General features: G+C 47.9%; 15 protein-coding genes and 1 pseudogene. 8 read left to right on the top strand and 8 right to left on the bottom strand.

The features are described from left to right. The first annotated feature begins 24 nt into the window (after positions 1 to 24). From HMPREF1022_RS17665 to HMPREF1022_RS14640, 5 genes are read left to right on the top strand one after another with little or no spacing between them, the layout of a single operon-like run. On the top strand, positions 25 to 4,257 hold the full coding sequence (locus HMPREF1022_RS17665) for a polysaccharide pyruvyl transferase family protein (RefSeq protein ID WP_009303745.1): 4,233 nt from the start codon (positions 25 to 27) through the stop codon (positions 4,255 to 4,257). A 38-nt stretch (positions 4,258 to 4,295) separates the two neighbouring features. Then, the gene (glf, locus tag HMPREF1022_RS14625) at positions 4,296 to 5,441 is read left to right on the top strand and encodes a UDP-galactopyranose mutase (protein ID WP_009303746.1); all 1,146 of its coding nucleotides are present in this window, start codon (positions 4,296 to 4,298) and stop codon (positions 5,439 to 5,441) included. Beyond that, on the top strand, positions 5,395 to 6,435 hold the full coding sequence (galE, locus tag HMPREF1022_RS14630) for a UDP-glucose 4-epimerase GalE (protein WP_332248531.1): 1,041 nt from the start codon (positions 5,395 to 5,397) through the stop codon (positions 6,433 to 6,435). Before glf ends, galE begins: the two co-directional genes overlap by 47 nt. 10 nt (positions 6,436 to 6,445) lie before the next feature. Beyond that, positions 6,446 to 8,455 carry a capsular polysaccharide biosynthesis protein gene (locus HMPREF1022_RS14635; protein ID WP_009303748.1) on the top strand — a complete coding sequence of 670 codons (2,010 nt, stop codon included), beginning with the start codon at positions 6,446 to 6,448 and terminating at the stop codon, positions 8,453 to 8,455. After that, positions 8,452 to 9,663 carry a capsule biosynthesis protein gene (locus tag HMPREF1022_RS14640; RefSeq protein WP_009303749.1) on the top strand — a complete coding sequence of 404 codons (1,212 nt, stop codon included), beginning with the start codon at positions 8,452 to 8,454 and terminating at the stop codon, positions 9,661 to 9,663. Before HMPREF1022_RS14635 ends, HMPREF1022_RS14640 begins: the two co-directional genes overlap by 4 nt. 75 nt (positions 9,664 to 9,738) lie before the next feature. Here HMPREF1022_RS14640 and HMPREF1022_RS17670 read toward each other — a convergent pair whose 3' ends face one another. Next, the gene (locus HMPREF1022_RS17670) at positions 9,739 to 10,659 is read right to left on the bottom strand and encodes a tyrosine-type recombinase/integrase (RefSeq protein WP_009303750.1); all 921 of its coding nucleotides are present in this window, start codon (positions 10,657 to 10,659) and stop codon (positions 9,739 to 9,741) included. A gap of 518 nt (positions 10,660 to 11,177) precedes the next feature. On the opposite strand from HMPREF1022_RS17670, the gene HMPREF1022_RS17675 reads away from it, so the two are divergent. Then, a complete protein-coding gene (locus tag HMPREF1022_RS17675; protein ID WP_009303751.1) occupies positions 11,178 to 12,314 on the top strand; it encodes an aminotransferase class I/II-fold pyridoxal phosphate-dependent enzyme in 1,137 nt (378 codons plus the stop codon). On the opposite strand, the gene HMPREF1022_RS17680 is transcribed toward HMPREF1022_RS17675, so the two are convergent. The 6 genes from HMPREF1022_RS17680 to HMPREF1022_RS14660 form a co-directional block, all read right to left on the bottom strand. Beyond that, positions 12,250 to 13,728: a pentapeptide repeat-containing protein gene (locus tag HMPREF1022_RS17680; RefSeq protein ID WP_009303752.1), complete on the bottom strand. Its 1,479-nt coding sequence runs from the start codon at positions 13,726 to 13,728 to the stop codon at positions 12,250 to 12,252. The two genes, HMPREF1022_RS17675 and HMPREF1022_RS17680, sit on opposite strands and share 65 nt — an antisense overlap. A gap of 100 nt (positions 13,729 to 13,828) precedes the next feature. Further along, positions 13,829 to 14,158: a hypothetical protein gene (locus HMPREF1022_RS14645; RefSeq protein ID WP_009303753.1), complete on the bottom strand. Its 330-nt coding sequence runs from the start codon at positions 14,156 to 14,158 to the stop codon at positions 13,829 to 13,831. Between the two features lie 12 nt (positions 14,159 to 14,170). After that, on the bottom strand, positions 14,171 to 14,857 hold the full coding sequence (locus tag HMPREF1022_RS16770; RefSeq protein ID WP_442852272.1) for a hypothetical protein: 687 nt from the start codon (positions 14,855 to 14,857) through the stop codon (positions 14,171 to 14,173). Continuing rightward, complete coding sequence (locus tag HMPREF1022_RS16775; RefSeq protein ID WP_009303755.1) at positions 14,743 to 15,474, bottom strand: relaxase/mobilization nuclease domain-containing protein; 732 nt, start codon at positions 15,472 to 15,474, stop codon at positions 14,743 to 14,745. The genes HMPREF1022_RS16770 and HMPREF1022_RS16775 overlap by 115 nt, the downstream gene beginning before the upstream one ends. Beyond that, positions 15,471 to 15,797 (bottom strand): plasmid mobilization protein, encoded by a 327-nt coding sequence (locus tag HMPREF1022_RS14655; RefSeq protein WP_009303756.1) that lies wholly within the window; start codon positions 15,795 to 15,797, stop codon positions 15,471 to 15,473. The genes HMPREF1022_RS16775 and HMPREF1022_RS14655 overlap by 4 nt, the downstream gene beginning before the upstream one ends. Positions 15,798 to 16,728: 931 nt before the next feature. Further along, the gene (locus tag HMPREF1022_RS14660) at positions 16,729 to 18,114 is read right to left on the bottom strand and encodes a tyrosine-type recombinase/integrase (RefSeq protein WP_009303757.1); all 1,386 of its coding nucleotides are present in this window, start codon (positions 18,112 to 18,114) and stop codon (positions 16,729 to 16,731) included. Between the two features lie 722 nt (positions 18,115 to 18,836). On the opposite strand from HMPREF1022_RS14660, the gene HMPREF1022_RS14665 reads away from it, so the two are divergent. Next, entirely contained in the window at positions 18,837 to 20,204 is a 1,368-nt protein-coding gene (locus HMPREF1022_RS14665; RefSeq protein ID WP_008685476.1) for an alanine/glycine:cation symporter family protein, read from the top strand. A gap of 270 nt (positions 20,205 to 20,474) precedes the next feature. Here the strand turns inward: HMPREF1022_RS14665 and pstA are convergent, their stop codons facing one another. Next, positions 20,475 to 21,353: a phosphate ABC transporter permease PstA gene (gene pstA / locus HMPREF1022_RS14670; protein ID WP_008685477.1), complete on the bottom strand. Its 879-nt coding sequence runs from the start codon at positions 21,351 to 21,353 to the stop codon at positions 20,475 to 20,477. 162 nt (positions 21,354 to 21,515) lie between these two features. Here pstA and HMPREF1022_RS17685 point away from each other — a divergent pair. After that, positions 21,516 to 21,930 (top strand): annotated as a pseudogene (locus HMPREF1022_RS17685) (IS5 family transposase); the annotation flags it as partial.

Genomic DNA, 21,930 nt, shown 5'->3' on the forward strand with positions numbered 1-21,930 from the left:
TAAAATCAACTATGGGGAAGAGATATGAGTAATTCCATTAAGAAAAGTACATCAACTTCACCTTTTGATGTCGGGGTTATGGGATTTTGGTATAGCTGTAATTATGGAAGCATGCTTACTTATTATGCATTAAATAATATACTCAAAGATTTAGGCAAGTCTGTACTCATGATTGACAAACCTTTAATCTTTCCCAATGACATCGAATATTCGCAGACCCATTCCAGAATTTTTTCACAAAAGCACTACAATATCAGTAAAGTTTTTAAATTATCAGAGCTGGGCGATTTAAATTCTTTGTGCTCTACCTTTATGCTAGGATCAGACCAACTTTGGAATTATGGGCTGGCCCGTCCTTTTGGTTTTTCCTTATTTTTTGATTTTGTGGATGACGATAAGCGTAAAATTGCATGCGCCACCTCCTTTGGGCACGACAACTTTTCAGCTCCTGATGGTTATAAGGAACATGCAAAAATTCTTTTAGAAAAATTTGACGCTATTTCCGTGAGAGAAGATAGCGGAGTGACAGTTGCTCAAAATAATTTTGGTTTACATGTGGAACATATTGCTGATCCTATTTTTATGTGTGATATGGTGCATTATGAAAATCTTATAGCATCTTCCCAATTGGATATTCCAGAAGATTTTATGCTGGTATATATACTTGATGCTACTGCCGAAAAACGGGATTACGTTCTTTCTTTAAGCAAAACCCTTAATAAAAAAGTAATTTGTATTGTTGATGGCATACCTTGGCATTTTGAAGAAAACAATAAAAAGTTAAATTTAGAAAATACCTTGGAAAATGTTCATGTGGAAGATTTTTTATATTGCTTTAAAAAAGCATCTTTTATTGTTACCGATTCATTCCACGGGGTATGTTTTTCTATTGTTTTTCGTAAACAATTTATATGCTTAGGGAATAAGAAGAGAGGATTAACAAGGTTTGCATCTTTATTGGAAAAGCTTGAACTGACTTCACGTATGGTATTAGACAATTATTCTTTAGAAATACTATCTCATATGATTGACTATGATGCGGTAGTAGATAAATTGAATAGTTTTATTCGCGTAAGTATGGAATGGTTAAAAAATGCGCTTGATACTCCTGTCAAAAAAATTCAAAACACAGCATTAATAGATAAATCTATTGTCAAGCTTCAGCCAGAATTATGTACAGGCTGTGGAGCTTGCTCAGAAATATGTCCTCATAACGCTATAGAAATGAAAAAAGATGAACATGGATTTTTACGCGCCAGAGTAAAAGAAAGTCTTTGTATTAATTGTGGCATGTGTGGAAAGCATTGTATAGCACTTAATCCTCAATATAAAAATATTGCTAACCCAAAATGCTATGCAATGATGGCGAAGGATGAAACACGTAAAATAAGTTCATCTGGCGGCATGTTTACAGTTGCTGCGGAATATATTCTGAATCTTGAGGGCTATGTATGCGGTGCAGCCTACACGGATACCTTTGAAGTCAAGCATATTGTTATTGATAGCATTAGTCAGCTGGGAAAGCTACGCGGTTCAAAGTACATGCAAAGTGAGGCTAGCCCTGTTTATCCCAAGATAAAAGAGCTTCTGGAAAAAGAAAAATATGTTCTTTTTAGCGGTATGCCATGCCAAGTGGCCGGGCTCTATGCTTATTTGGGAAGAGATTATGAAAAATTATATACTCTTGACATTTTTTGTCATGGGATTGCTTCTTCCAAAGTTTTTAAAAAATACCATCATGATATCCTCAATGGCAAAAAACTTACTCGCCTTGAATTCAAGGCTAAAGAGCCTTGGGGGTGGTATGCAGGAATGAATGCATACTTTGAAGATGGCACAAAGTACTCAAAGGGTTCGGGAGACGACCCGTATTTTAAAGCCTATCTGCAAAATATTGCCAAAAATAGTGTCTGTGGTGTTTGCAAAGTAAATACCTTGCCACGGCAAGGCGATCTCTCCATTGGTGATTTTTGGCGAGTGTCAGAATTTGATCCATCCTTTAATGATAACAAAGGGACTTCTGTTGTGTTAGTGAATAATGCCCACGGAGAATCTCTCTTTGATAAACTTAAAGATGCCATGTCTCGCGTCAAAGAAGCACCATTAAATATTGCTATAAAGGGGAATAATATTATAAAGCATCCCTATCCGGTACATAAAAATAGAAATATATTTTTTGAAAATCTTGATAAATTACCTTTTGATATGCTTCAGTCCGCTTGTTCACAAAACCGGATATATGAGCAGATATACCTTAACTTGATAAAAACCGTGCCCAAAGAGGACCACGAGTTCTATCTTATCGCCAAAGTTGTTGCCACAAATTTTTGTGGAAGAAAAGTGGTCACATGGATTCGTTCCGAAAAATTTGAGACCATTCTTCAGAAATATTTTGGCCTCACGGTCGCGTTTGGAGTCTCCCAGCGTAAGGAGGCACAGGTCAAGGGCCGGATAGAAGATTTTTCCATCCTCAACGGTAAGAGCTCGGAATATTATCTGGTCTCTCTTGATAGAGCGTATGATGATGGGGTTTATAACCAACTTGCCGTTTTTGGCTATCGAGAAAAAAAGGATTTTGTCTTTAGAAAATTTAAACCTCTTGTCTTAGAGCGTTATGATTTAGCTAAGAAAAATTACTATGATGATTATGGTAATTCTATAGAAGGCTTCAATACTATTGTGGGAAAAGTTATTTTTAGAGGATTTAATAATCACATTATGTTGAGCAAAAATATTACCCATGGAGCAAATATTACCGTCGATGTGGGCGCCAATGCCTTTATTGATATTGGAGAAGGCACGCGTTTTAATTCCGCTAGTCAAATCGAAGCGAAGGATTTTGAGCACGACATGTCCTTGGTCATAGGTCGCAACTGCGTATTTAACGCAGGTGCCTTGTTTAGATTTTTTAATCCATCTTCAGCACTCATCAATGAATCCTGCACGTCCAGCTCTCACTTTGGTCTACATGCCAATCAGGGCAAAAAAATCATTATTGGCCGGGACTGCATGTTTTCCTATGAAAATGAGCTGTGGGCTGGGGATGGACATTCCGTTTTCGATGTCAAGTCAGGGGCTTGCACTAATCGTGATATGAGCGGGAATTATCGTCCTTCCAATCATCTGGTTATAGGAGACCATGTGTGGGTGGGCAAGCAGGCTTTCATCATGCACGGAACGAATATAGGAAGCGGGAGTATTGTCGGAGCCCGCAGTGTCGTTAAGGGGATATTCCCAAACAATTGCTCCATAGCGGGAAGTCCCGCCAAGGCGGTGAAAGAGGATGTTGCCTGGAGTCGTGATGGTATGGCGACTGGCTTGGAAAGCTGTGGCCGTCCAGAATATGCCGTGCTGACAAGTCATGCACAGGCTCCCATCAGCGGGCGTAAAGTGCTGGTCATTGGCGGTACCCGTTTTATGGGCGTACAGTTGGTCAAGAAACTGCTTGCACTTGGCAATGATGTTACCATCGCTACTAGAGGACGCACTAAAGATAGCTTTGGAATGTATGTAAACCGCCTTGTTATGGATGTTTCCAATGAATATAGTGTAAAAAATGCATTATATGGTAAAAAATTTGATGTTGTTTTTGATAACCTTGCCTTTTCATATGTAAATGTTGATAATATACTTAAAAATATACAATGTGATAAATATATTCAGATTTCATCTATTGCTGTTTATCGCGATAGAAAAGAGGATATGAGTGAAACATTGTTTGATCCATTAAAATTTAATATTTCTTCTTCTGAAAATAATATTGAATATGGTAAGTATGGTAAGGGATATGGTGAAGGGAAGAAAGCTGCTGAGGCAATATTATATCAAAAATATAAAAATATTAATGCTGTAACTGTAAGAATACCATATGTTACAAAAACTGACAGACTGTTTTTTTATTGTAAAAATATTTTCAAACAAATTCCTATGAATATTAATGACATATCAAAAGGATTTACATTTATTCGTGATATTGAAGTCGGAAGATTTTTACCTTGGATTGCTGCGCAAAACTTTTCTGGCCCAATTAATCTATCAAGTGAAGGAATGATTACTATTAGTATGATTTTAAATTATATTGAAAGCAAAACAGGTAAAAAGGCAATTGTTAATAGTAATGGAATAGCATCTCCTTTTAATGAAAAAACATTTTCAATGAATATGGATAAGGCTCGTCGACTTGGATATAAAACTTCATATATTAATGATTGGTTCTGGAAATTGATGGATGAGTATATAGCAAGAGCTTTGAAGTAGATTGTTATAGAGTAAGTATTTTTAGTTAGGAGTACTTCATGCAATACCTTATCGTAGGCACCGGCATCTGGGGAGCAGTCATGGCCGAGCGCATAGCCTCGGTCATGAAACAACCCGTGACCATTATTGAACGCCGTGACCATATCGGCGGCAACTGTCATTCTTCACTGGATGAGGAAACGGGAATCGAGTGTCATCGTTACGGTTCGCATATCTTTCATACCTCGCTACCGCAGGTATGGGAATACCTTTCCCGGTTCTGCGAATTCACCTCCTACCGGCACAAGGTGCTCATCACACATGGCGGCAAAGTCTATGCCATGCCCATTAACCTGTTCACTATCAATGCCTTTTACGGCAAAAACTTCACGCCTTCCGAGGCTGAAGCCTTTCTTGCCGCCGAGATTGCGCGCGATCGAGTCGAACAGCCCGCCAATATCGAGGAAAAGGCTGTTTCTCTCATCGGGCGGCCTCTGTATGATGCCTTCATCAAGAACTATACCCGCAAGCAGTGGGAACGTGACCCCAAAGAGCTGCCCGCCTCCATTATCAACCGACTGCCGTTCCGTACCTGCTACGATATGGATTACTTCAACGACACATGGCAGGGCGTACCCAGGGACGGATACTTCAGTTTGTTCAAAAACATGCTGACGCCCCCGAATATTACCGTTCGTCTGGGCTGCGACTACGCGAGCATCAGAAGCGAAATCCCCTCGGACGCTACGGTCATTTATACCGGTATGCCTGACGAACTGTTCGACTATAAATACGGGGAACTGGAATGGCGTTCGCTCCGCTTTGAGTGGGAAACACATGATGTCCGGGACTTTCAGGGAACAACCGTCATGAATTATGCCGATCCGGATGCCCCCTGGACCCGCATCCATGAATTCAAACATTACCACCCGGAAAGAACAGCCCCGTTCAATTTGGGGAAAACCGTCATCTGCCGGGAATACCCCGCGACCTGGAGCCGAGGAGAAGAAGCCTATTACCCGGTCAATGACGAACGCAATACGGCTTTATACGCCCGCTATGCCGAAGAGGCTGCCAAAACGCCCGGCCTGATTCTGGGGGGCCGATTGGGGGCATATCGTTATTGGGATATGGACAAGGCCGTTGCCAATGCACTGCATGTTTTTGAAACGCGGATACGTCCCCGGATGGGGGCGGGCATATGAAAATTCTCGTAACAGGCGGCGCGGGATATATCGGCAGTCATGCCTGCAAGGCTTTGGCCGCGCGGGTCATGAGGTGATTGTCTACGATAATCTTTCCACGGGATTCCGCAAGCTGGCGAAATGGGGAGACTTTATCCGGGGAGATATTCTTGACGGAGAAAAACTGCGGGCCTGCCTGCGCAAGCACAAACCGGAGGGTATCATCCATTTTGCGGCCTTCTCCCAGGTGGGGGAGTCAGTCAGTAATCCGGGCAAGTATATCCGTAACAATGTGGGGGGAACGCTGAACATTCTGGAATCCATGCGGGATACGGGCGTAAGAAATATTGTGGTTTCCAGCACGGCTGCCGTGTATGGCATTCCCGAGCAGTGCCCCATAACGGAAGACATGCCCGCCCGGCCCATTAATCCCTATGGGGAAACAAAGCTGTTCATGGAATGGATGCTGGCGGATTTCGCACGGGCATATGGAATCTCATGGACAGCATTGCGCTACTTCAATGCAGCGGGAGCCGACCCGGAAGGAGAATGCGGCGAATGCCATCTCCCGGAAACCCATCTCATTCCCCGCGCGCTTATGGCTGTTACCGGCGAACTGAAAGATTTCCGCGTCATGGGAAGCGATTACCCCACGCCGGATGGCAGCTGCATACGGGACTACATCCATGTTTCCGATCTGGCTTTCGCGCATGTACTTGCGATGGAACGTTTGCACGCCGGAGAGTCAGGCCAGGGAATTTCCCTCAATCTCGGCACGGGGACGGGATTTTCCGTAAAGGAAATTTTGCATGCCGTGGAGCGGGTCACCGAACGGTACCTGCCTCATACGACAGGGGAACGCCGGGCAGGCGATCCGCCGGTATTGGTGGCGGACGGAACACATGCGAAGGAAATCCTGCACTGGAAGCCCTGCCGTTCACGCGTGGATACCATCATTGCGGATGCCTGGAACTGGCATATGTCTGGAAGATACATGGTTATCCAGCCGGATTGAATGACTGCCTATGTTCAAGTATTTTTCCTCCGCACTGAAATGCAATCAGTTTCTGGGTGCGTTTCTGACGCGGGAAAGTCAACTTGTCCGCACGATGGTGGTTGGCTGGGGCCACAAATCCACAGCGGACAAGGCCCGCCGCTATGCCACCCAACACAACCTCCCTTACATCGCTCTGGAGGACGGCTTCATACGTTCCCTTGACCTGGGCTGCAAGGGAGCGCAGCCGCTTTCCCTGGTGGTGGATCATACTGGCATCTACTATGACGCTGGGGAGCCGTCCGACCTGGAGAATCTTCTCAATGTTTCCGGCTGGGAAACGCCGGAGCTGATGGAGTCCGCCCGGTGCGCCATGCGGGACATCATCCGGCATAACCTGAGTAAGTACAACCACGCTCCGGATGCGCCGACGTGGGTATGGGGAGAAACCCCGGCTCCCCGCGTGCTGGTTCTCGACCAGACGGTGGGCGATGCCAGTGTCACGCTCGGAGGTACGGACGAGCATACGTTTCGGGCCATGCTGGAAGAAGCCCTGACGGCATACCCGCTTTCGCAGGTCTGGGTAAAAACGCACCCGGATGTCATTGCTGGGAAAAAGCGTGGCTATCTGGCCGCCTATGCCGCCGGACGCGGCGTCAGGGTCATTGCGGCGGACTGCGCGCCACTCTCCCTGCTGGCCGGGGCGGATGTGGTATACACGGTCACGTCGCAGATGGGATTTGAAGCTCTCATGCTCGGCAAGGAAGTTCATTGCTTTGGCATGCCCTTCTATGCCGGATGGGGATTGACCAGAGACCGCCTGACCTGTTCACGAAGGAAAAAGCAACGGAACCTTGAGGAAATCTTTGCCGCCGCGTATCTGCTGTATGCCCGCTATGTGAATCCCATACGCGGCGAGCGTTGCGACATCCATGACGCTATCGGCCTGCTGGCCGAACAGCGCGGACAGAACGAGCGAAATCGTTGTTTCCATGTCTGCGTGGGCTTTCGCTGGTGGAAGCGGCCTTACGCAAGAGCCTATCTGCAATCCACCGGAGGACAAACCGTTTTTTACCGGAATGCGAAACGCGCGGTATACGATGTCTGGGCAAAAGGCGGCGAACTCGTGGCATGGTCGTCCGGTGTGGATGCGGCGCTTCAAAAAATATGCGATGACAGGGGAATACGGCTGACCCGCATGGAAGACGGCTTTATCCGTTCCGTGGGCCTGGGTTCGGATTTCAACTGGCCCTATTCACTCGTTCTGGACAGGAAGGGGATCTACTATGACCCGTCCCGCCCAAGCGAACTTGAGGATATTCTCAACGCCATGCCGGAACATCCTGACCGTACAGCACTGCTGGAACGTGCCGTCGCCCTGCGCGCCCTGATTCTGGAAAACGGGCTGACCAAGTACAATACGGGATTCCGCGCCGTGCTGCCCGACTTTCCCCAAGGCAGAAACATCATTCTGGTTCCCGGTCAGGTGGAGGACGACGCCTCGGTACGCTGCGGCGGTTTTGGCATGACCAATCTGGATGTGCTGCGGATCGCGCGGGAAGCCAGGCCGGACGCTTTCATCATCTACAAACCGCACCCGGATGTGGAAAGCGGCAATCGTCAGGGCGCGTTGCCCGACGCGACAGCCTTACGCTACGCGGACAGCATACTGCGCGACTTTCCTATGGGCCGTCTTCTGCTTCTGGTCCATGAGGTGCATACGCTAACCTCGCAGACCGGCTTTGAAGCCCTGCTGCGTGGGGTCAGAGTGTTCACCTACGGCGGGCCGTTTTATGCGGGATGGGGACTGACGGAAGACAGACAAGCCTTTCCCCGCCGCAAAACGCGCCTGAGTTTGGATGAACTGGTGGCCGGAGCCTTGCTGCTCTATCCCTCTTATTACGACTGGCAGACAGGGAATTTCTGCCGGGCTGAGGATGTCTGTTGCCGTCTGCTCCAGCCGGACGGCCAGATGCGGGGGCGTGTCTGGGCGCGGCTTGCCACTGTCGCGCGCGGCTTCCTGCGGAGGATGGGACGATGAACACCCATCTCTTCCTCCAGGGACCACATGGTCCCTTTTTTCGACGGCTGGGGCGGGCATTGGCCCGGCGAGGGGATACGGTCATCCGCGTCAACTGCTGCGGCGGCGACGTGGTGGACTGGCCCTGGCCCCACACCCGCCTGTTCAGGAAAAAGGCCACGGTCTGGAGCGCATGGATCGCCCGGCTCATGGATGAAAAACAGGTGACGGACCTGCATGTCTTCGGAGACTGGCGGCCATTGCACCGGGAAGCTGTCCTGCTGGCCAAAGTCCGGGGCATCCGGGTCTGGGCCTATGAGGAAGGTTATCTGCGCCCGGACTATATCACCATGGAACAAGGAGGCGTAAACGGTCTTTCCTCCCTGCCGGACACAAGGGAAGGCATGGCGGAGCTGGCCGTCCGCTGCACGGACCTTCCTGAAGCCCGGAAAGTCGGCAATCCTCAAACCGTCAAGACATGGCGGGCCATCGCCCATTATGCGGGAACCATCTTCCTCTGGCCGCTGTTCCGGCATTTTCAGACACACCGCCCCCAAAGCGCCAGCCGGGAAGTCTGGGGCTGGTTTCTGCGCGTGCTGAGCCGCTCCGCCCGGCGGAAGCGTTCCGCTCAGGCCCTTCGGGCCGCGTACCGCGCCCATGCGCCGTACTTTCTTTTTCCCCTCCAGCTTGACGCCGATTCCCAGGTGCGCCGCTATTCGCCTTACAGCGGCATGAAGGAAGCCATTGCCTGCGTGCTTTCATCTTTTGCCCGAAGCGCACCGGCGGATACCCATATCATTATCCGAAATCACCCGCTGGATAACGGCCTTATCGACTATGCGGGCTTCATTGTCTCATTTGCCGTGGCCTGTGGCATCAGCGAACGGGTACACTTCATTGAGGGCGGCAAGGCGCACCAGATGATGGACAAAAGCCTCGGCGTGGTGGTGCTGAACTCTACCATAGGGATTTCCGCCCTGCGGCAGAGCAAGCCCGTCTATTGCGTGGGCACGTCCATTTACGCCATGCCGGGCCTAGCGGTAAATAGCGCGGAAATGCCATTGGATGCCTTCTGGGTCAATCCGCGCGAGCCGGAAGCAGCAGCGATTGCGGACTTTGAGCGGGTTCTCAAGGTCCATGCTCTGGTCAACGGGAATTTCTATACCCAGGAAGGCGTCAGCACGGCCATTGACGGGATTTTATACAGGCTGAGGGGCAAGGCCCGGTAGGGTAGATGGATCCGTGCGTTGCAGAGATAACCTTGGGGAAGAACCAGCCCGTAGAAACAGCTCTTGCTTATGAATTTATATATTTAATTTATTCCTTGGATGGTTTTGAAATAATACGTTTTTTTGCATTTCAAGGCTGACATGCGTGTAGCGTTCTGTCGTTTTTATTGAACTATGTCCTAAAATTTTTTGTATACATCTACAGTCAACACCATTATCAAGGAGTGCTGTTGCCAGAGTATGACGAAACATATGCGGCGTTATATGCTGTGATATTCCAGATTTTTGAACAATCATTTTGATAATACGACGAACAGATTGTTCTGATAGGCGATCTCCATTTCGATTTATGAAGACAAAATCTGTCTTTCTGCAAATATCAATTCTTTTAGATAAAAAATCATTGAAAAATTTTTTCACATTTATATTCGCAATATATAGAACACGTTCTCTTGCTCCCTTACCCATAATTAATATCCTTCCATCTTCTATGCTAATATTATTAATTTTTAAATTACATAATTCTGAGACACGTATCCCTGTAGAGAATAAAAGTTCAATAACCAAAACGATTGTTGCATATGTAAAATAATTAGTGTCATTCTTATTACAGGATGACAATATAGAGTATGCTGTCCTCAATATTGATTCAAAAATACTTATAGAAAAAATTTTAGGCAATTTTTGTTCCTCATTAATTTTTATTCGTATCCTTGAAAAAGGATTCAAATCTATTATTTCTTCCAGCTCAAGGTATTTAAAATAAGCCTTTAACGTCGCATATTTCCTTTTGATCGTTGATGGCTTTAAATTAATATCAAGATTTGAAAAATATGACTGAATAATTTGCCTCATATCATTTTTTAGGGCACAAGAATTTATGTAATCTACAAATTGATATAGATCAATCTTATATGCTTTTATTGTCTTTTTATCAAGTCTCTTATTATTGGAACAATAATTAAGATATTCATTAATATAATCAGTATAAATCATATGATACTCCTGTTTATTTTGCAAAGATGCACACCAAGACACAAAGAACACGGCAACATCTTTGAATTGTATGGGCAAATTTTTGCTAGGGTATTTACCAAAAGTCAAATTGTCTTCCTATATAGCATTGTCAGTGCGTTGTCCTTGCGATAGTTTTTCAAAAATTCCCCCCTATTTTATCTTGCACATGGCTGATTGTCGCGCCCAAATGGGGGGGGCATCAAGTAGACAGGCCAAGCACATGGAGTAGAAGAAAAGACAGTGGGATAAGGAGGAAAAGAACAGTCTGCGGAGCGGAAGCGAGGAAGATAGAGCAGTGAAGAGCAGTCAACGACGGCTATGGACGGCTTAGCAATCAAAAATTAAGCAGCCTCCCCCTAACAAATTGAATTTAAAGTGGTTAACGATAGAAAACTGCCCTCAGAAGTCATCCTTGTGAAAGAAATATTGACGGATGGCATTGACTAGGCGATAGTGGCCTATCAACAAAGGATAATATATAATTATCTGAGGTTAAAATGTTGATAGACCGACTTTTAGAAATCGATAATATTTACAGTCTTGAAAATGAATTTTTTATACAAAAAAATATTAAACCAACTCGTCTTTCGACATGGGATTGCTCCAGAGAGTTTCTTGACCTTATTAATAAAAATATAGTTATACCTTCTGATATTGATTTTATTACATACAAATATTCCTATAATATTGAAAAATCTATTCATAATTGTATTTTAAAAAAACTAGGAGGAAACAGTAATTGTCGATTAATATTTATGCAAAATAACACCATATCAATAGTAAATATTGTTAATTTTTTAAAATTAAATAAAAAAAAGAATATAGCTATAGTTAATCCAGCCTATTTTTCGATTAGAGAATGCTTGAACTCTTTTGGATTAAAACCATATGAAATATCTGCAAATTATGAAAATAATCATTTTTCTCTACCTAATACAGAAGAGTTATTAAAATATGATGTAATATGGATCACCTCTCCGTTTTTCTCTATTGGACAATATTTTGATAAAAAAGATATTTTAAAGATAAAAACATTGATTAATAATGGTGTATTAGTTATTGGAGATGAAAGTTATGCATCACACGGTAGTGAGCTTATAAGAAATTTTTCAGGTCATAAAAATTTTATTTCAATTTATAGTCCACACAAAAGTATATGCATTAATGGAATTAAATTTTCAGTTGTTATAACTCATAAGGATTTTTTAGATTTTTTTGAAACCTGGGAAGATGTCTTTGCTGGTAACCTTTTATCCTCTAACGTTTATGCTATATATCATTATCTATCAAAAAATTTTGAATTATGTGAGCTGACTGTAAAACAATATTTATCTACTATGCGATTACATATTGTAAATATTCTTGAGAAATATCCCTGCATAGCCTATGATAAAAATACTAATGGTAATCTACTTAGTCTCTTTTTTCCTCATATTTCTTCATCCTATATGAAGTCAAAATCTTTTTTACGTCAAATGATATTTCAAACAGCTACCTCTGTAATCCCTGGGTATCTCAATGGAATTGATGGTTCTAGTGGGTTCAATTTTCGTATAAATTTATGTTTAGCTAATAAGGACTATTTTTATTCATTGAATCGTCTCCTTTTTTATCTTTGTCAAAAAAAATATTAATATTAGTTATATTTGTCTGATTATAGCCAAATTTGTCTTCGCTCTTCAAAAAATTGTAATTTATTAATACCTTATTAAGTTTTTCTATTGTGTCCAAATTTGTAAAGTCGATAGCTGAAGGAAATATAAAATTTTTTGTTATATAATAATCTTTTTTTATTTCTACAATATCATATTTTTTTGACTTTTGCTTACTTTCAAGTTTCAAAATAAAAAATGGAACAAACACATTAAGTAGAGAAAAAAATGTTTGAATTAGCAAAAGAGTTTCTTGTGAAATTGATATGAGTTCTATAAAAGAGCCATAACTTGTTTTTATAAGCTTCAGTTTCTTCTGAGCAACACTATTTATAATAGAGCATATATCTATTGATGGCTTTAGTTTATATGTTATTTCAATTTGTGCACTATTGGTAATATGTATTTGTTTTTGTGCTATCTCATCCATAAATCTAATATGTTCAATATATAATTCGTTCCGAATACCGATTAAATCTTTTTTTGTGCTTTCACTAGATTGATTTTGGTAAGCATCTATAATACTATCAAGCATATTTACAGACTGAAGTATAGTTAAGGGAACAATTTTTTTTGATTCATATAGAAAAAATAATATTTCTCTAAAAAATTTTATCATATCGGCTTTTATTAGTAAACAGTTTTCAATATATTTTTTTATATAAACTATACACCCTAACACACATTCATCATTTGAAATATTTCCATAATTAAAAGCAAGTATACCGATATTAAGATACATTCCTCGCTTTTCATATATCTCTGACAATGGGCGAAGTATGTTTATTTTATCATTATCATATACTTTTGCCTCCATAAAAAGTAAATCAATACTGTTAATATTTTCTTTTGTTATGCCAAAAGAATACCCAAGCAAATAAGCTTCAAAAGTAGTGTTTTTAAAGCTACAACATATAAAACTATTATAATAAAAGTATTTTATAAATAATGATTTGTAAAATATTACATTATTAAATTTATTTAGTATTCCCGAAATTGAATTTGTATTAAAATTAAAAAATATACAACTGATAAAAATATTTTGTTTTATTTTTGACTCATCAAATTTGCAATTTATAAATTTGCAATTTCTAAATGTTGAAGTTTCAATATCTGCTGACACAAAAGATATATCATAAAACACGCTATCAGAAATAATAATTGTTTGTATTTCTGAAGATGCCAAATCACATGATATAAATTTTGTTTTTGATATAATAGCTCCTTCAATATCAACAGATTGCATTTTACAATTTTTAAATATACAATTATCAATTGTTGAACCATTAAATAACGATCTATTTATATTTTTATCTTCTAATACACAATTTTTAATAGTTTCATAGCTTAAATTAGAGTTAATACCCCATTTATCCTTAATCGCTATTCTATTCATCACACATTCCCTCAGATAATTATATATTATCCTTTGTTGGACCCTCCTTGGGGGTTATTCGTACCCGCTTTGTTAACACCCTGCTGTATACTGAAGAGCTTCAGCGTAAACGAAGCGCGCGACGCTCCCGTTGCACTCTTTCCCGTTCATTCTGGCCTGCTCTCTCCCGTTCCATTTCCTGGGCCTCGCGGTTGAATGTCTGAATCTGCTCCGGGCTTGGCCGGAAGGAGGCGATGTCTATATCGCCTGCCGTACCAAAAGCATGACCGACAATCTGCCGCCCGTAGTCGATTTTTTCATTGCGCCCGCGTTCGTCGACTGGCGCGGGGGCATGTCTGTAAATTCCGTTGGCGACATCCGCCTTGCTGTATCCGGCGCAGCGCAGATACAGGGCCGTCATGTAGTCCAGACGCGACCGCGCCAGATGCATATCGGAAAAACGTTATTTTACCATTTCCTGATAGGCCGCGAAAGGGGCGTCCAATGCCCCTGTCCGAGGAAACTCGAACTGCCGGACCTGCATCTCCGGCGTAATCCGCCGCCTGAATCTCCACAGATTGGCCAGACGCGGACTTCGTTTGCCGAGCCAGTGCTTGAAGCGTCTGAGCCGCTCCGCTTGCTCCGGCTGAAACGCTTTGTCTCGTAGCGCCGCGTTTTCCTCCCGTTCCTGTTTCTTCAGACAGTGCCGGGCGATGTTCAATATGGAAAGTCCATGCGGGGCAAGACGGGCTATGGCTGTTTCCCGGCGCTCCCGCTGTCGCCGTTCCAGCTCTTCCCGTTCTTCCTCCCGTTTCTTTCTGGCGTGCCGCTTCTTTTCGGCCTGTCTCTGCTTCTCCTTCTGATACTCCAGCCATTCCGCCCGGCAAACGTGACTGACCGGCTCCGGAGCGGGCTTGGTGAATGTCCGTTCGGAGTAATAGCCGGGCGTGAACTCTCCAAGCCGTTTGCAGAGCCTGGATAGAGAAAAATTCCTGTCCACGCTGGACGCCTTGACCGCCGTGTCTCCCATAAAAATCACCGCGCCGGAGCCTTTGCGCACGAAACGCAAACCGACCGCATCCAGTCCGGCATGAAGCTCTTCCCAGCATGAGGCGTTCTGGATGACGGCATGGCCACGCTCCTGTGCGATGCGTTGCGCGGACTTTTCACCTGTGACGCTCTCAAAATCCTCCGCTTCGGGCTTGGCTTTACCCGTTCCCGCCGTTGGAGATTCTTGACCACATGACCCTGTTCATTGACGCGATAGCGGGCATTCATTTGTGGTGCCCAGCCCTGTTTGTGTTCGATTTCCGCCACTATTTTATGCGCCTCGTTAATGTCGAATCCTCTGTGCGGTTGAATGACTTTCTGCGTGTAGGGATGCGTCCGGTTCACGGCGATATGGAGGTGATAATTGCCCGTGCTCTTATGCAGGGCGTAAACTGTCTGGTGTTCAGCAAGGCCCATTCCCCGGAGAAAAAGGCTGACAGCTTCGTCCACCTGTTCACGGGTCGGCTGCTCGTTTTCCTGCCATGACAGAATCCAGTGCGTGACCGGCATCTTGCTCTGAATGGATTCCTTGGCAAGAGAAATCATCTCCCTTTTCTGAGCGGCGACAGTCGTTGTCAGAAAATTTCTGCTTCCGGCACAGGCGAGTTTGTCCTTGCCCCTGTCATCATGTTCGGCAAGGATGTAGTCCACCAGACCGCCAATCATGACGGTTTTGGACTTTTTGAAGCTGGAGCGTTTGAGCTTCTTGATGATCATCGTTTTTCGCTCAGGGCTTCGATGGCGCGCCGGATTGCCCGCAGAGCGGCGTCCAGTTCCGCGAGAGTGTTCGCACTGCCTGTCCGCTTCACCACCTCGAAATGATGCTTGAGCAAGCCTCCAAGCCGCCGTAACTCCCGGATGGTCTGGTCGTCCGTTCCGGCGATGATGGGCCTGCCGCCGAAGAACAGCCGCCGCATGTACTCGGAAACGGAGATTCCGGCGGTGACGGCCTGCCGGGTCAGTCTTTCGTCTTCCGCCGCCGTAAGACGCACCGTGCGTCTACTCTGAAATCTTATGCTTCTTCCGCTGTTTTTCTTCATGCCTTTCCTGCCTTTTTGAAAGCGTGAGAAGCGCAGCGCCGAACGCTCTGGGGGAGTCCAGAGGCGAAGCCTTTGGCAGGATGTTAGCTGGCGTCAGACAGCTACCATCCTGTAAAACGGAACACCCGACGCGCTTTGAAACCGCTTCATCTCTTTTCCCGGCGTGTATCCACGCGCTTCCTTCTCTCTTTTGCGGAAAGCATAGCTGAAATTTCGTTCTGATTGCCAGAGAAAAAAGCAAAAAGACCATATTATATTTCCATGCACAACAATCAGAATGTTCATGACTTCCCATTTTGAAAAACAGTAGTTGTCCGTATATGTATGACTTCGTATTTATGCATTCAATATTGTCCACAATAGTCCAGCACATGGACTTGAATGAAAGTCCATACTCCTGTTGCGGAAAGGAAAAACTCCGCTCTTTGAAACGCCTTCAGGAAAGACTGAACGTTTCCCGGCAAAAGTGAAATGCCGTCCGGTGGAATGGGGGCGGACTCGCCTGAAAAAGAGCGGGCTATGTGTCGGGAAAGTCCGTAAGCGTGTGGGAACAGGGCTATGCGTTGGGCAAAATGTGGAGAAGCTCCAGAGCAATCAGGGAAGCGGATTTCTCCCGCCCGGATGTGGACTTCAACTGGAGCGGCATGACGTCCTGTCAGGCCGGTATGCCCGGTTTGTGCAATGCGCGACCGAGAATGGGCTCATGCAAGGCTCGTCGGAGGGCGCGCCTCCTTATATTTTGAGGCCCTGGCGAAACGACGCCTTCAGCGAAGCGGCGGAAGCGGGAAACCGGGCAGGGCGAAAAAGTGGACGGCGTGGTTGAGAACTTTTTCTCAACCACGCCGTCAGCTTTCAAGGTCGATTTGTTTCCGTTGCGGGCGGAAGATGGTCCGAAAACGGCCATACGTTCCGCACAGGCCGGATTCCCTCTCTACCCGTACCAGGCTTGCATAATGTCCATGCCGTCATAACCGGCGGCTCGCAATTTCTCCCGATACGCCTCGCTCCAGCCCGTATCCTTTTCCGTGATTTGGGAGTGTTCGCCTATCTTTCCGATGGCGACATCGGTGTTCATTTCTCTGAAAACATCTTCCGGCTTGCCGGCCTGTTTTTCCGGTTCGGCGTTCCCGGACGCGCATCGCAAACCGTCAAGATAATCAGCGTATGCCTGAACCATACGCCGCCGCTCCGGCAGATACTCGGCGTAGTTGTAGGCGGCGCGGACGCCGTTTCTCTCACAGTGGGCAAGCTGCCGCTCTATCCAATCCGCGTTATAGCCAAGTTCGTTCAGGAGCGTGGAGGCCATTGACCGGAAGCCGTGAAAGGTATGTTCACCGGTGACGCAGTCAATCTGACGCAGAACGCGTAGCGGGCCTCCCCTGTACATAGGGCCGTCGTTTCCCGCCCGGTTGCCCGGAAAGACGAAACGCCCGTCGCCGCTTTTTTCGTGCAGCTCCCGGAAAATCGTCAGGGCCTGACGTGAAAGCGGCACGATATGGATTTGACGCATCTTCATCCGTTCCGCCGGAATACGCCATTCCGCCGCCTCAAGATTGATTTCCGTCCATTCCGCGCGGATCAGCTCGTTGCCCCTGACGAACACCAATGGCGCAAGACGCAGGGCGCGAGAGATGAAAAAGTTTCCGTCATAGGCGTAAATTTTGCGCAGCAATTCGCCCACGGCAACGGGTTCGGTAATGGCCGCATGGTGACCGTTGGCTGTAGGGGCGAGTGCGCCGCGCAAATCGGCGGCAATGTCGTGTTCCGCCCTGCCGGTGACGACGGCGTAACGGAAAATCCGTCCGGTATCGCGTAACGCCTTGTGGGCGATGGTCAGCGCGCCCCGTTCCTCCACCCGTCGCAGTATAGCAAGTAGTTCCTTCGGCGTGATGGCGTTGACGGGACGCTTGCCGATATAGGGAAAGAGGTTTTCCTCCAGAATGCGGATGACCGCTTTCCGGTATGCGGGAACCCACTTTGGCGAATACTTGGCGTACCATTCCCGCGCCACGTCCTCAAAGGAATTGCGGGCCGCTTCCGCCGCCGCTTCTCTGGCCTGCCGCCGCGCTTCGCTGGGGTCAATATGTTCCCGCAGCAGCTTTTTGGCGTCTTCCCGTTTTTCCCGCGCCTCCCGCAAACCTACTGACGGATAGGGACCAAGGGAAAGGAGCTTTTGCTTGCCCGCGAAACGGTACGCCAGCCGCCACGATTTCTTGCCTGTGGGCGTGACATAAAGAAACAGCCCGCCGCCGTCCGAGTGCTTCTGTACCTTGCCGTTGGCCGTGACATGCCGTATGAATGTGTCGGTCAGCTTCATCCATCCACCTCCAGTGTGGTCTTCTTTGGTATGGTTGGACTGACTGCTACCAACATATTCCTGAAAAATCCTTCTGGTACAAGGAATTACAAGAAATATGCCGGTAGCGGGAGGGACTATCCCCCCCGGTTTCCCAGGGCCGGGGCCAGCACTGTCCGGCCTTGGGAATCGCCGTCATTGACAGGTCAGACCTACCAAAAACATACCAACGTGTCTACCAACGGATTTTGTGGATTCAGCGGGATTTTGGTGGATGATATGAAGCAAAGATACCTATTTAACATATTGAAATAACATACTAAATAGATATCTTTGGACTTCTTGGAATTACTTGAGCAACTTCAAAGTGAAATTGCTCTAAGCCCGCGTTTCAATAACTTTCGGAATGGGGTCAGTTCCTTTTTCAAAGATAGTCAGTGAATGGCATTGCGTGGCGCGGAGGGAGATCGCCCGAATCTGCAAAAGCAGGTGAGGGAAGCTCCCGCAGCAAACGCCGCGCAGCCCTCGGAAGCTGGAAGCATTGGAAAGCTCCACAGGGGTGTTCCGGGGGGTTGCAAGGGGGCGGAGGAGGGGGCGGCAGCCCCATAGCCCGCCCCTGCCCGCGCCGGAGGCGGCCAAAACGGAAATGAAGCGAGAAGCGTAATGCCCGGAGGGCGGAATAAAACAACGGGCGGCGAACGGCACGCCCCGCCGGGGAGAATCGCCATCAAGGAGAAGGGAGCATGGAAGAGCTCACAAAACTGGTTCAGAATATCAACAGCGTGCTGTGGGGCGTATATTGCCTGATCCCCTTACTGGTGGGCACGGGCATTTATTATACGTTTCGCCTGAAGTTCGTGCAGATCCGCAAATTCGGCAAAGTAGTCCGCTATACCTTCGGCGACCTGACGCTCTTCGGCAAAAAGGCCGGCAAGGACGGCATGACTTCCTTCCAGTCCCTGGCAACGGCCATTGCCGCCCAGGTGGGCACGGGCAACCTGGCGGGCGCGGCCACGGCCATTGCCATGGGCGGTCCCGGCGCCATTTTCTGGATGTGGATAGCCGCCTTTTTCGGCATGGCCACTATCTTCGCCGAGGCCGTGCTGGCCCAGCTGTACAAGACCCGCGATTCCGAAGGACATGTCACCGGCGGCCCGGCCTACTATATTTCCAAGGGCCTGGGCTGCAAATGGCTGGCCGCTTTCTTTTCCGTGGCTATCATCATTGCCTTGGGCTTCATCGGCAACATGGTCCAGGCCAATTCCATTGCCGACGCCTTCCATTCCGCGTTCAGCATTCCCACCTGGATCATCGGCGTGGTTCTGGCCCTGCTGGCCGGTTTCGTCTTTTTCGGCGGCATGCGCCGTATCGCGGCCACCACGGAAAAGATCGTGCCGCTCATGGCCGTGCTTTATCTGGCCGGCGGCCTCTGGGTGCTGCTGACCCACCTGGACATGCTGCTGCCCGCTTTCAAGATGATTTTTGTGGGCGCGTTCGACCCCTCGGCGGCCACAGGCGGCCTGATCGGCGCGGGCGTCAAGGAAGCCATGCGCTATGGCGTGGCCCGCGGCCTCTTTTCCAATGAAGCGGGCATGGGCTCCACGCCGCACGCCCACGCCGTGGCCAAGGTCAAGTACCCGGCCCAGCAGGGCTTTGTGGCCATTATGGGCGTGTTTGTGGATACCTTTGTGGTTCTGAACATGACCGCCTTCGTCATCTTCGTCACCGGGGCCATTGACGGCAGCACCACGGGCATCGCCCTGACCCAGAAGGCCTTTGAGACCGGCCTGGGCTCCACGGGCTACGGCTTCGGCTTTGTGGCGGTCTGCCTTTTCTTTTTCGCTTTTTCCACCATTATCGGCTGGTATTTCTTCGCGGAGCAGAACATCAAGTATCTCTTCGGAGTCGGCGCCGTGCCGGTCTTCCGGGTGCTGGTCATGGGTTTTCTGGTGCTGGGCTCCTTCCTCCAGGTCAACCTTGTCTGGGAGCTGGCCGACATGTTCAACGGCCTGATGGCTCTGCCCAACCTGGTAGCCCTGATCGGTCTGGCCAAGCTGGTGTCCAGGGCCTTGGACGACTATGATGAGCATGGCGCCAACGCGCCGCTATGATGCATCTCTTGTAGCCATGAACGAGGCCCCCGCATGCTCGCCAAGCATGCGGGGGCCGCCTCGTGTTTTGGGAGGGAAGGAAAGCTCCTGGAGCATGTTCCGTTCGAAATGCTGTGCATTCCAAACCTTGTCCTAGAGCAGATTACCTTTGAAACGTGTAGCGTTTCAAAGGGTTCATTTGGGCAAAAATCGCATTTTTGCCCAAATCCACGCCGCTTCGCGGCGCGCCTCACCGTGTTCGGCGTTAGAGCATTTCAAAGTTAAAATGCTCTAGCGTCGGCGTTGCAGATGGTCCCGCAGCAACACGGCCAGCAGATTCATGCCCAGCACCAGCAGGATCAGCACCAGACCCGTGCCGTATTGCAGGGGGCGGGTTTTTTCGATCTCCGTGCCCGCAGTGGCCAGCACATACATATGGTAGGGCAGGGCCATGACCGCGCTGAAAATCGAGTCCGGGGTCTTGGGCGTATAGAATACGGCGGCGGTGAACATGATGGCCGCGGTTTCACCGGCGGCTCGGGCCACGCCCAGAATGGCTCCGGTGAGCATGCCGGGCAGGGCGCAGGGCAGCACCACGCGGGCGATGGTCTGGGATTTGGTGGCTCCCAGGGCCAGAGAGGCCTCGCGGTAGGTGTCCGGCACGGAGCGCAGGGCTTCCTCGGCCGTGCCGATGATCACCGGCAAGGTCAGCACGGCCAGGGTCAGCACCCCGGAAAGGATGCTCACCCCGAAACCGCAGAAGGTCACGAAAAAGGACAGGCCGAACAGGCCGAAGACCACCGAGGGCACCCCGGCCAGATTGTTCACGCCCAGGCGCACATAACGGGCGAAGGCGTTGCGCTTGGCATATTCGTGCAGATACACGGCCGAGGCCACGCCCATGGGAAAGGCCAGCAAAAGCGCACCCAGGGACAGGATGGCCGTGCCCAGAATACAGGGCCAGATGCCGCCCTCGGTCATCATTTTGCGCGGCGGTTCGGTGAGGAATTCCCAGGACAGGGCGGGTAAGCCGTGCCAGAGCAGAAAGGCGCACACGCCGACCAGAGCCAGCACGTTGACGGCGGCGATGCACCGCAGCAGCCAGAACATGGCGGCCTGGCGGCAGAGGCGGGAGCGGCTGGAGGAAATGCCGGGGGACAGAGCTGACATGGGAGGTGCTCCTCTGATTTTTCAAAGTTGAAATACGAGGCGGCGTGGATTCAGCCGAAGCGGCCGAATGAACCTTGGGAGCGCAAAGAGTTTCAAAGGTAATTTTCTCTAGAGCCCGTTAACACTATTTGACAAAGAGCGAGTATTCCGTAAGAATGTCTTATGCAAATTACTCGCGAACAATATGAGAGAATCGCTGACTGCTTCCCGCGCCAAAGAGGTAATGTCCATTTTGACAATCTCCAGGTGTTGAATGCGATTCTGTACGTTGCGGAGCATGGGTGTAAATGGCGTGGACTGCCGAAAAATTTTGGCTGTTGGCACAGCATCTACACGCGCATGAACCGCTGGAGCAAGAACGGAGTTCTTGACCGTATATTTGAACGCCTTCAACAAGAGCAGATACTCCGCCTTAAAATAGAAGCAGTTTCTCTCGACAGTACTATTGTTAAGGTTCATCCCGATGGAACAGGGGCCTTAAAAAAACAGGTCCGCAGTCCATCGGAAAGTCCAGAGGCGGCTGGACGACCAAGCTTGATATGGTTGCCGCGAATGCTGAATGCGCGTTGAATTTCAG

This window comes from Desulfovibrio sp. 6_1_46AFAA (genome assembly GCF_000224635.1).
Taxonomy (GTDB): Bacteria; Desulfobacterota; Desulfovibrionia; order Desulfovibrionales; family Desulfovibrionaceae; genus Desulfovibrio; species Desulfovibrio fairfieldensis.

What these genes read in the sequence shown, in the direction of transcription:
- HMPREF1022_RS17665 (WP_009303745.1), top strand. Translation starts at nt 25, where the DNA reads ATGAGTAATTCCATTAAGAAAAGTACATCAACTTCACCTTTTGATGTC.
- glf (WP_009303746.1), top strand. Translation starts at nt 4,296, where the DNA reads ATGCAATACCTTATCGTAGGCACCGGCATCTGGGGAGCAGTCATGGCC.
- galE (WP_332248531.1), top strand. Translation starts at nt 5,395, where the DNA reads ATGTTTTTGAAACGCGGATACGTCCCCGGATGGGGGCGGGCATATGAA.
- HMPREF1022_RS14635 (WP_009303748.1), top strand. Translation starts at nt 6,446, where the DNA reads ATGTTCAAGTATTTTTCCTCCGCACTGAAATGCAATCAGTTTCTGGGT.
- HMPREF1022_RS14640 (WP_009303749.1), top strand. Translation starts at nt 8,452, where the DNA reads ATGAACACCCATCTCTTCCTCCAGGGACCACATGGTCCCTTTTTTCGA.
- HMPREF1022_RS17670 (WP_009303750.1), bottom strand. Translation starts at nt 10,659, where the DNA reads ATGATTTATACTGATTATATTAATGAATATCTTAATTATTGTTCCAAT.
- HMPREF1022_RS17675 (WP_009303751.1), top strand. Translation starts at nt 11,178, where the DNA reads ATGTTGATAGACCGACTTTTAGAAATCGATAATATTTACAGTCTTGAA.
- HMPREF1022_RS17680 (WP_009303752.1), bottom strand. Translation starts at nt 13,728, where the DNA reads ATGAATAGAATAGCGATTAAGGATAAATGGGGTATTAACTCTAATTTA.
- HMPREF1022_RS14645 (WP_009303753.1), bottom strand. Translation starts at nt 14,158, where the DNA reads ATGCATCTGGCGCGGTCGCGTCTGGACTACATGACGGCCCTGTATCTG.
- HMPREF1022_RS16775 (WP_009303755.1), bottom strand. Translation starts at nt 15,474, where the DNA reads ATGATCATCAAGAAGCTCAAACGCTCCAGCTTCAAAAAGTCCAAAACC.
- HMPREF1022_RS14655 (WP_009303756.1), bottom strand. Translation starts at nt 15,797, where the DNA reads ATGAAGAAAAACAGCGGAAGAAGCATAAGATTTCAGAGTAGACGCACG.
- HMPREF1022_RS14660 (WP_009303757.1), bottom strand. Translation starts at nt 18,114, where the DNA reads ATGAAGCTGACCGACACATTCATACGGCATGTCACGGCCAACGGCAAG.
- HMPREF1022_RS14665 (WP_008685476.1), top strand. Translation starts at nt 18,837, where the DNA reads ATGGAAGAGCTCACAAAACTGGTTCAGAATATCAACAGCGTGCTGTGG.
- pstA (WP_008685477.1), bottom strand. Translation starts at nt 21,353, where the DNA reads ATGTCAGCTCTGTCCCCCGGCATTTCCTCCAGCCGCTCCCGCCTCTGC.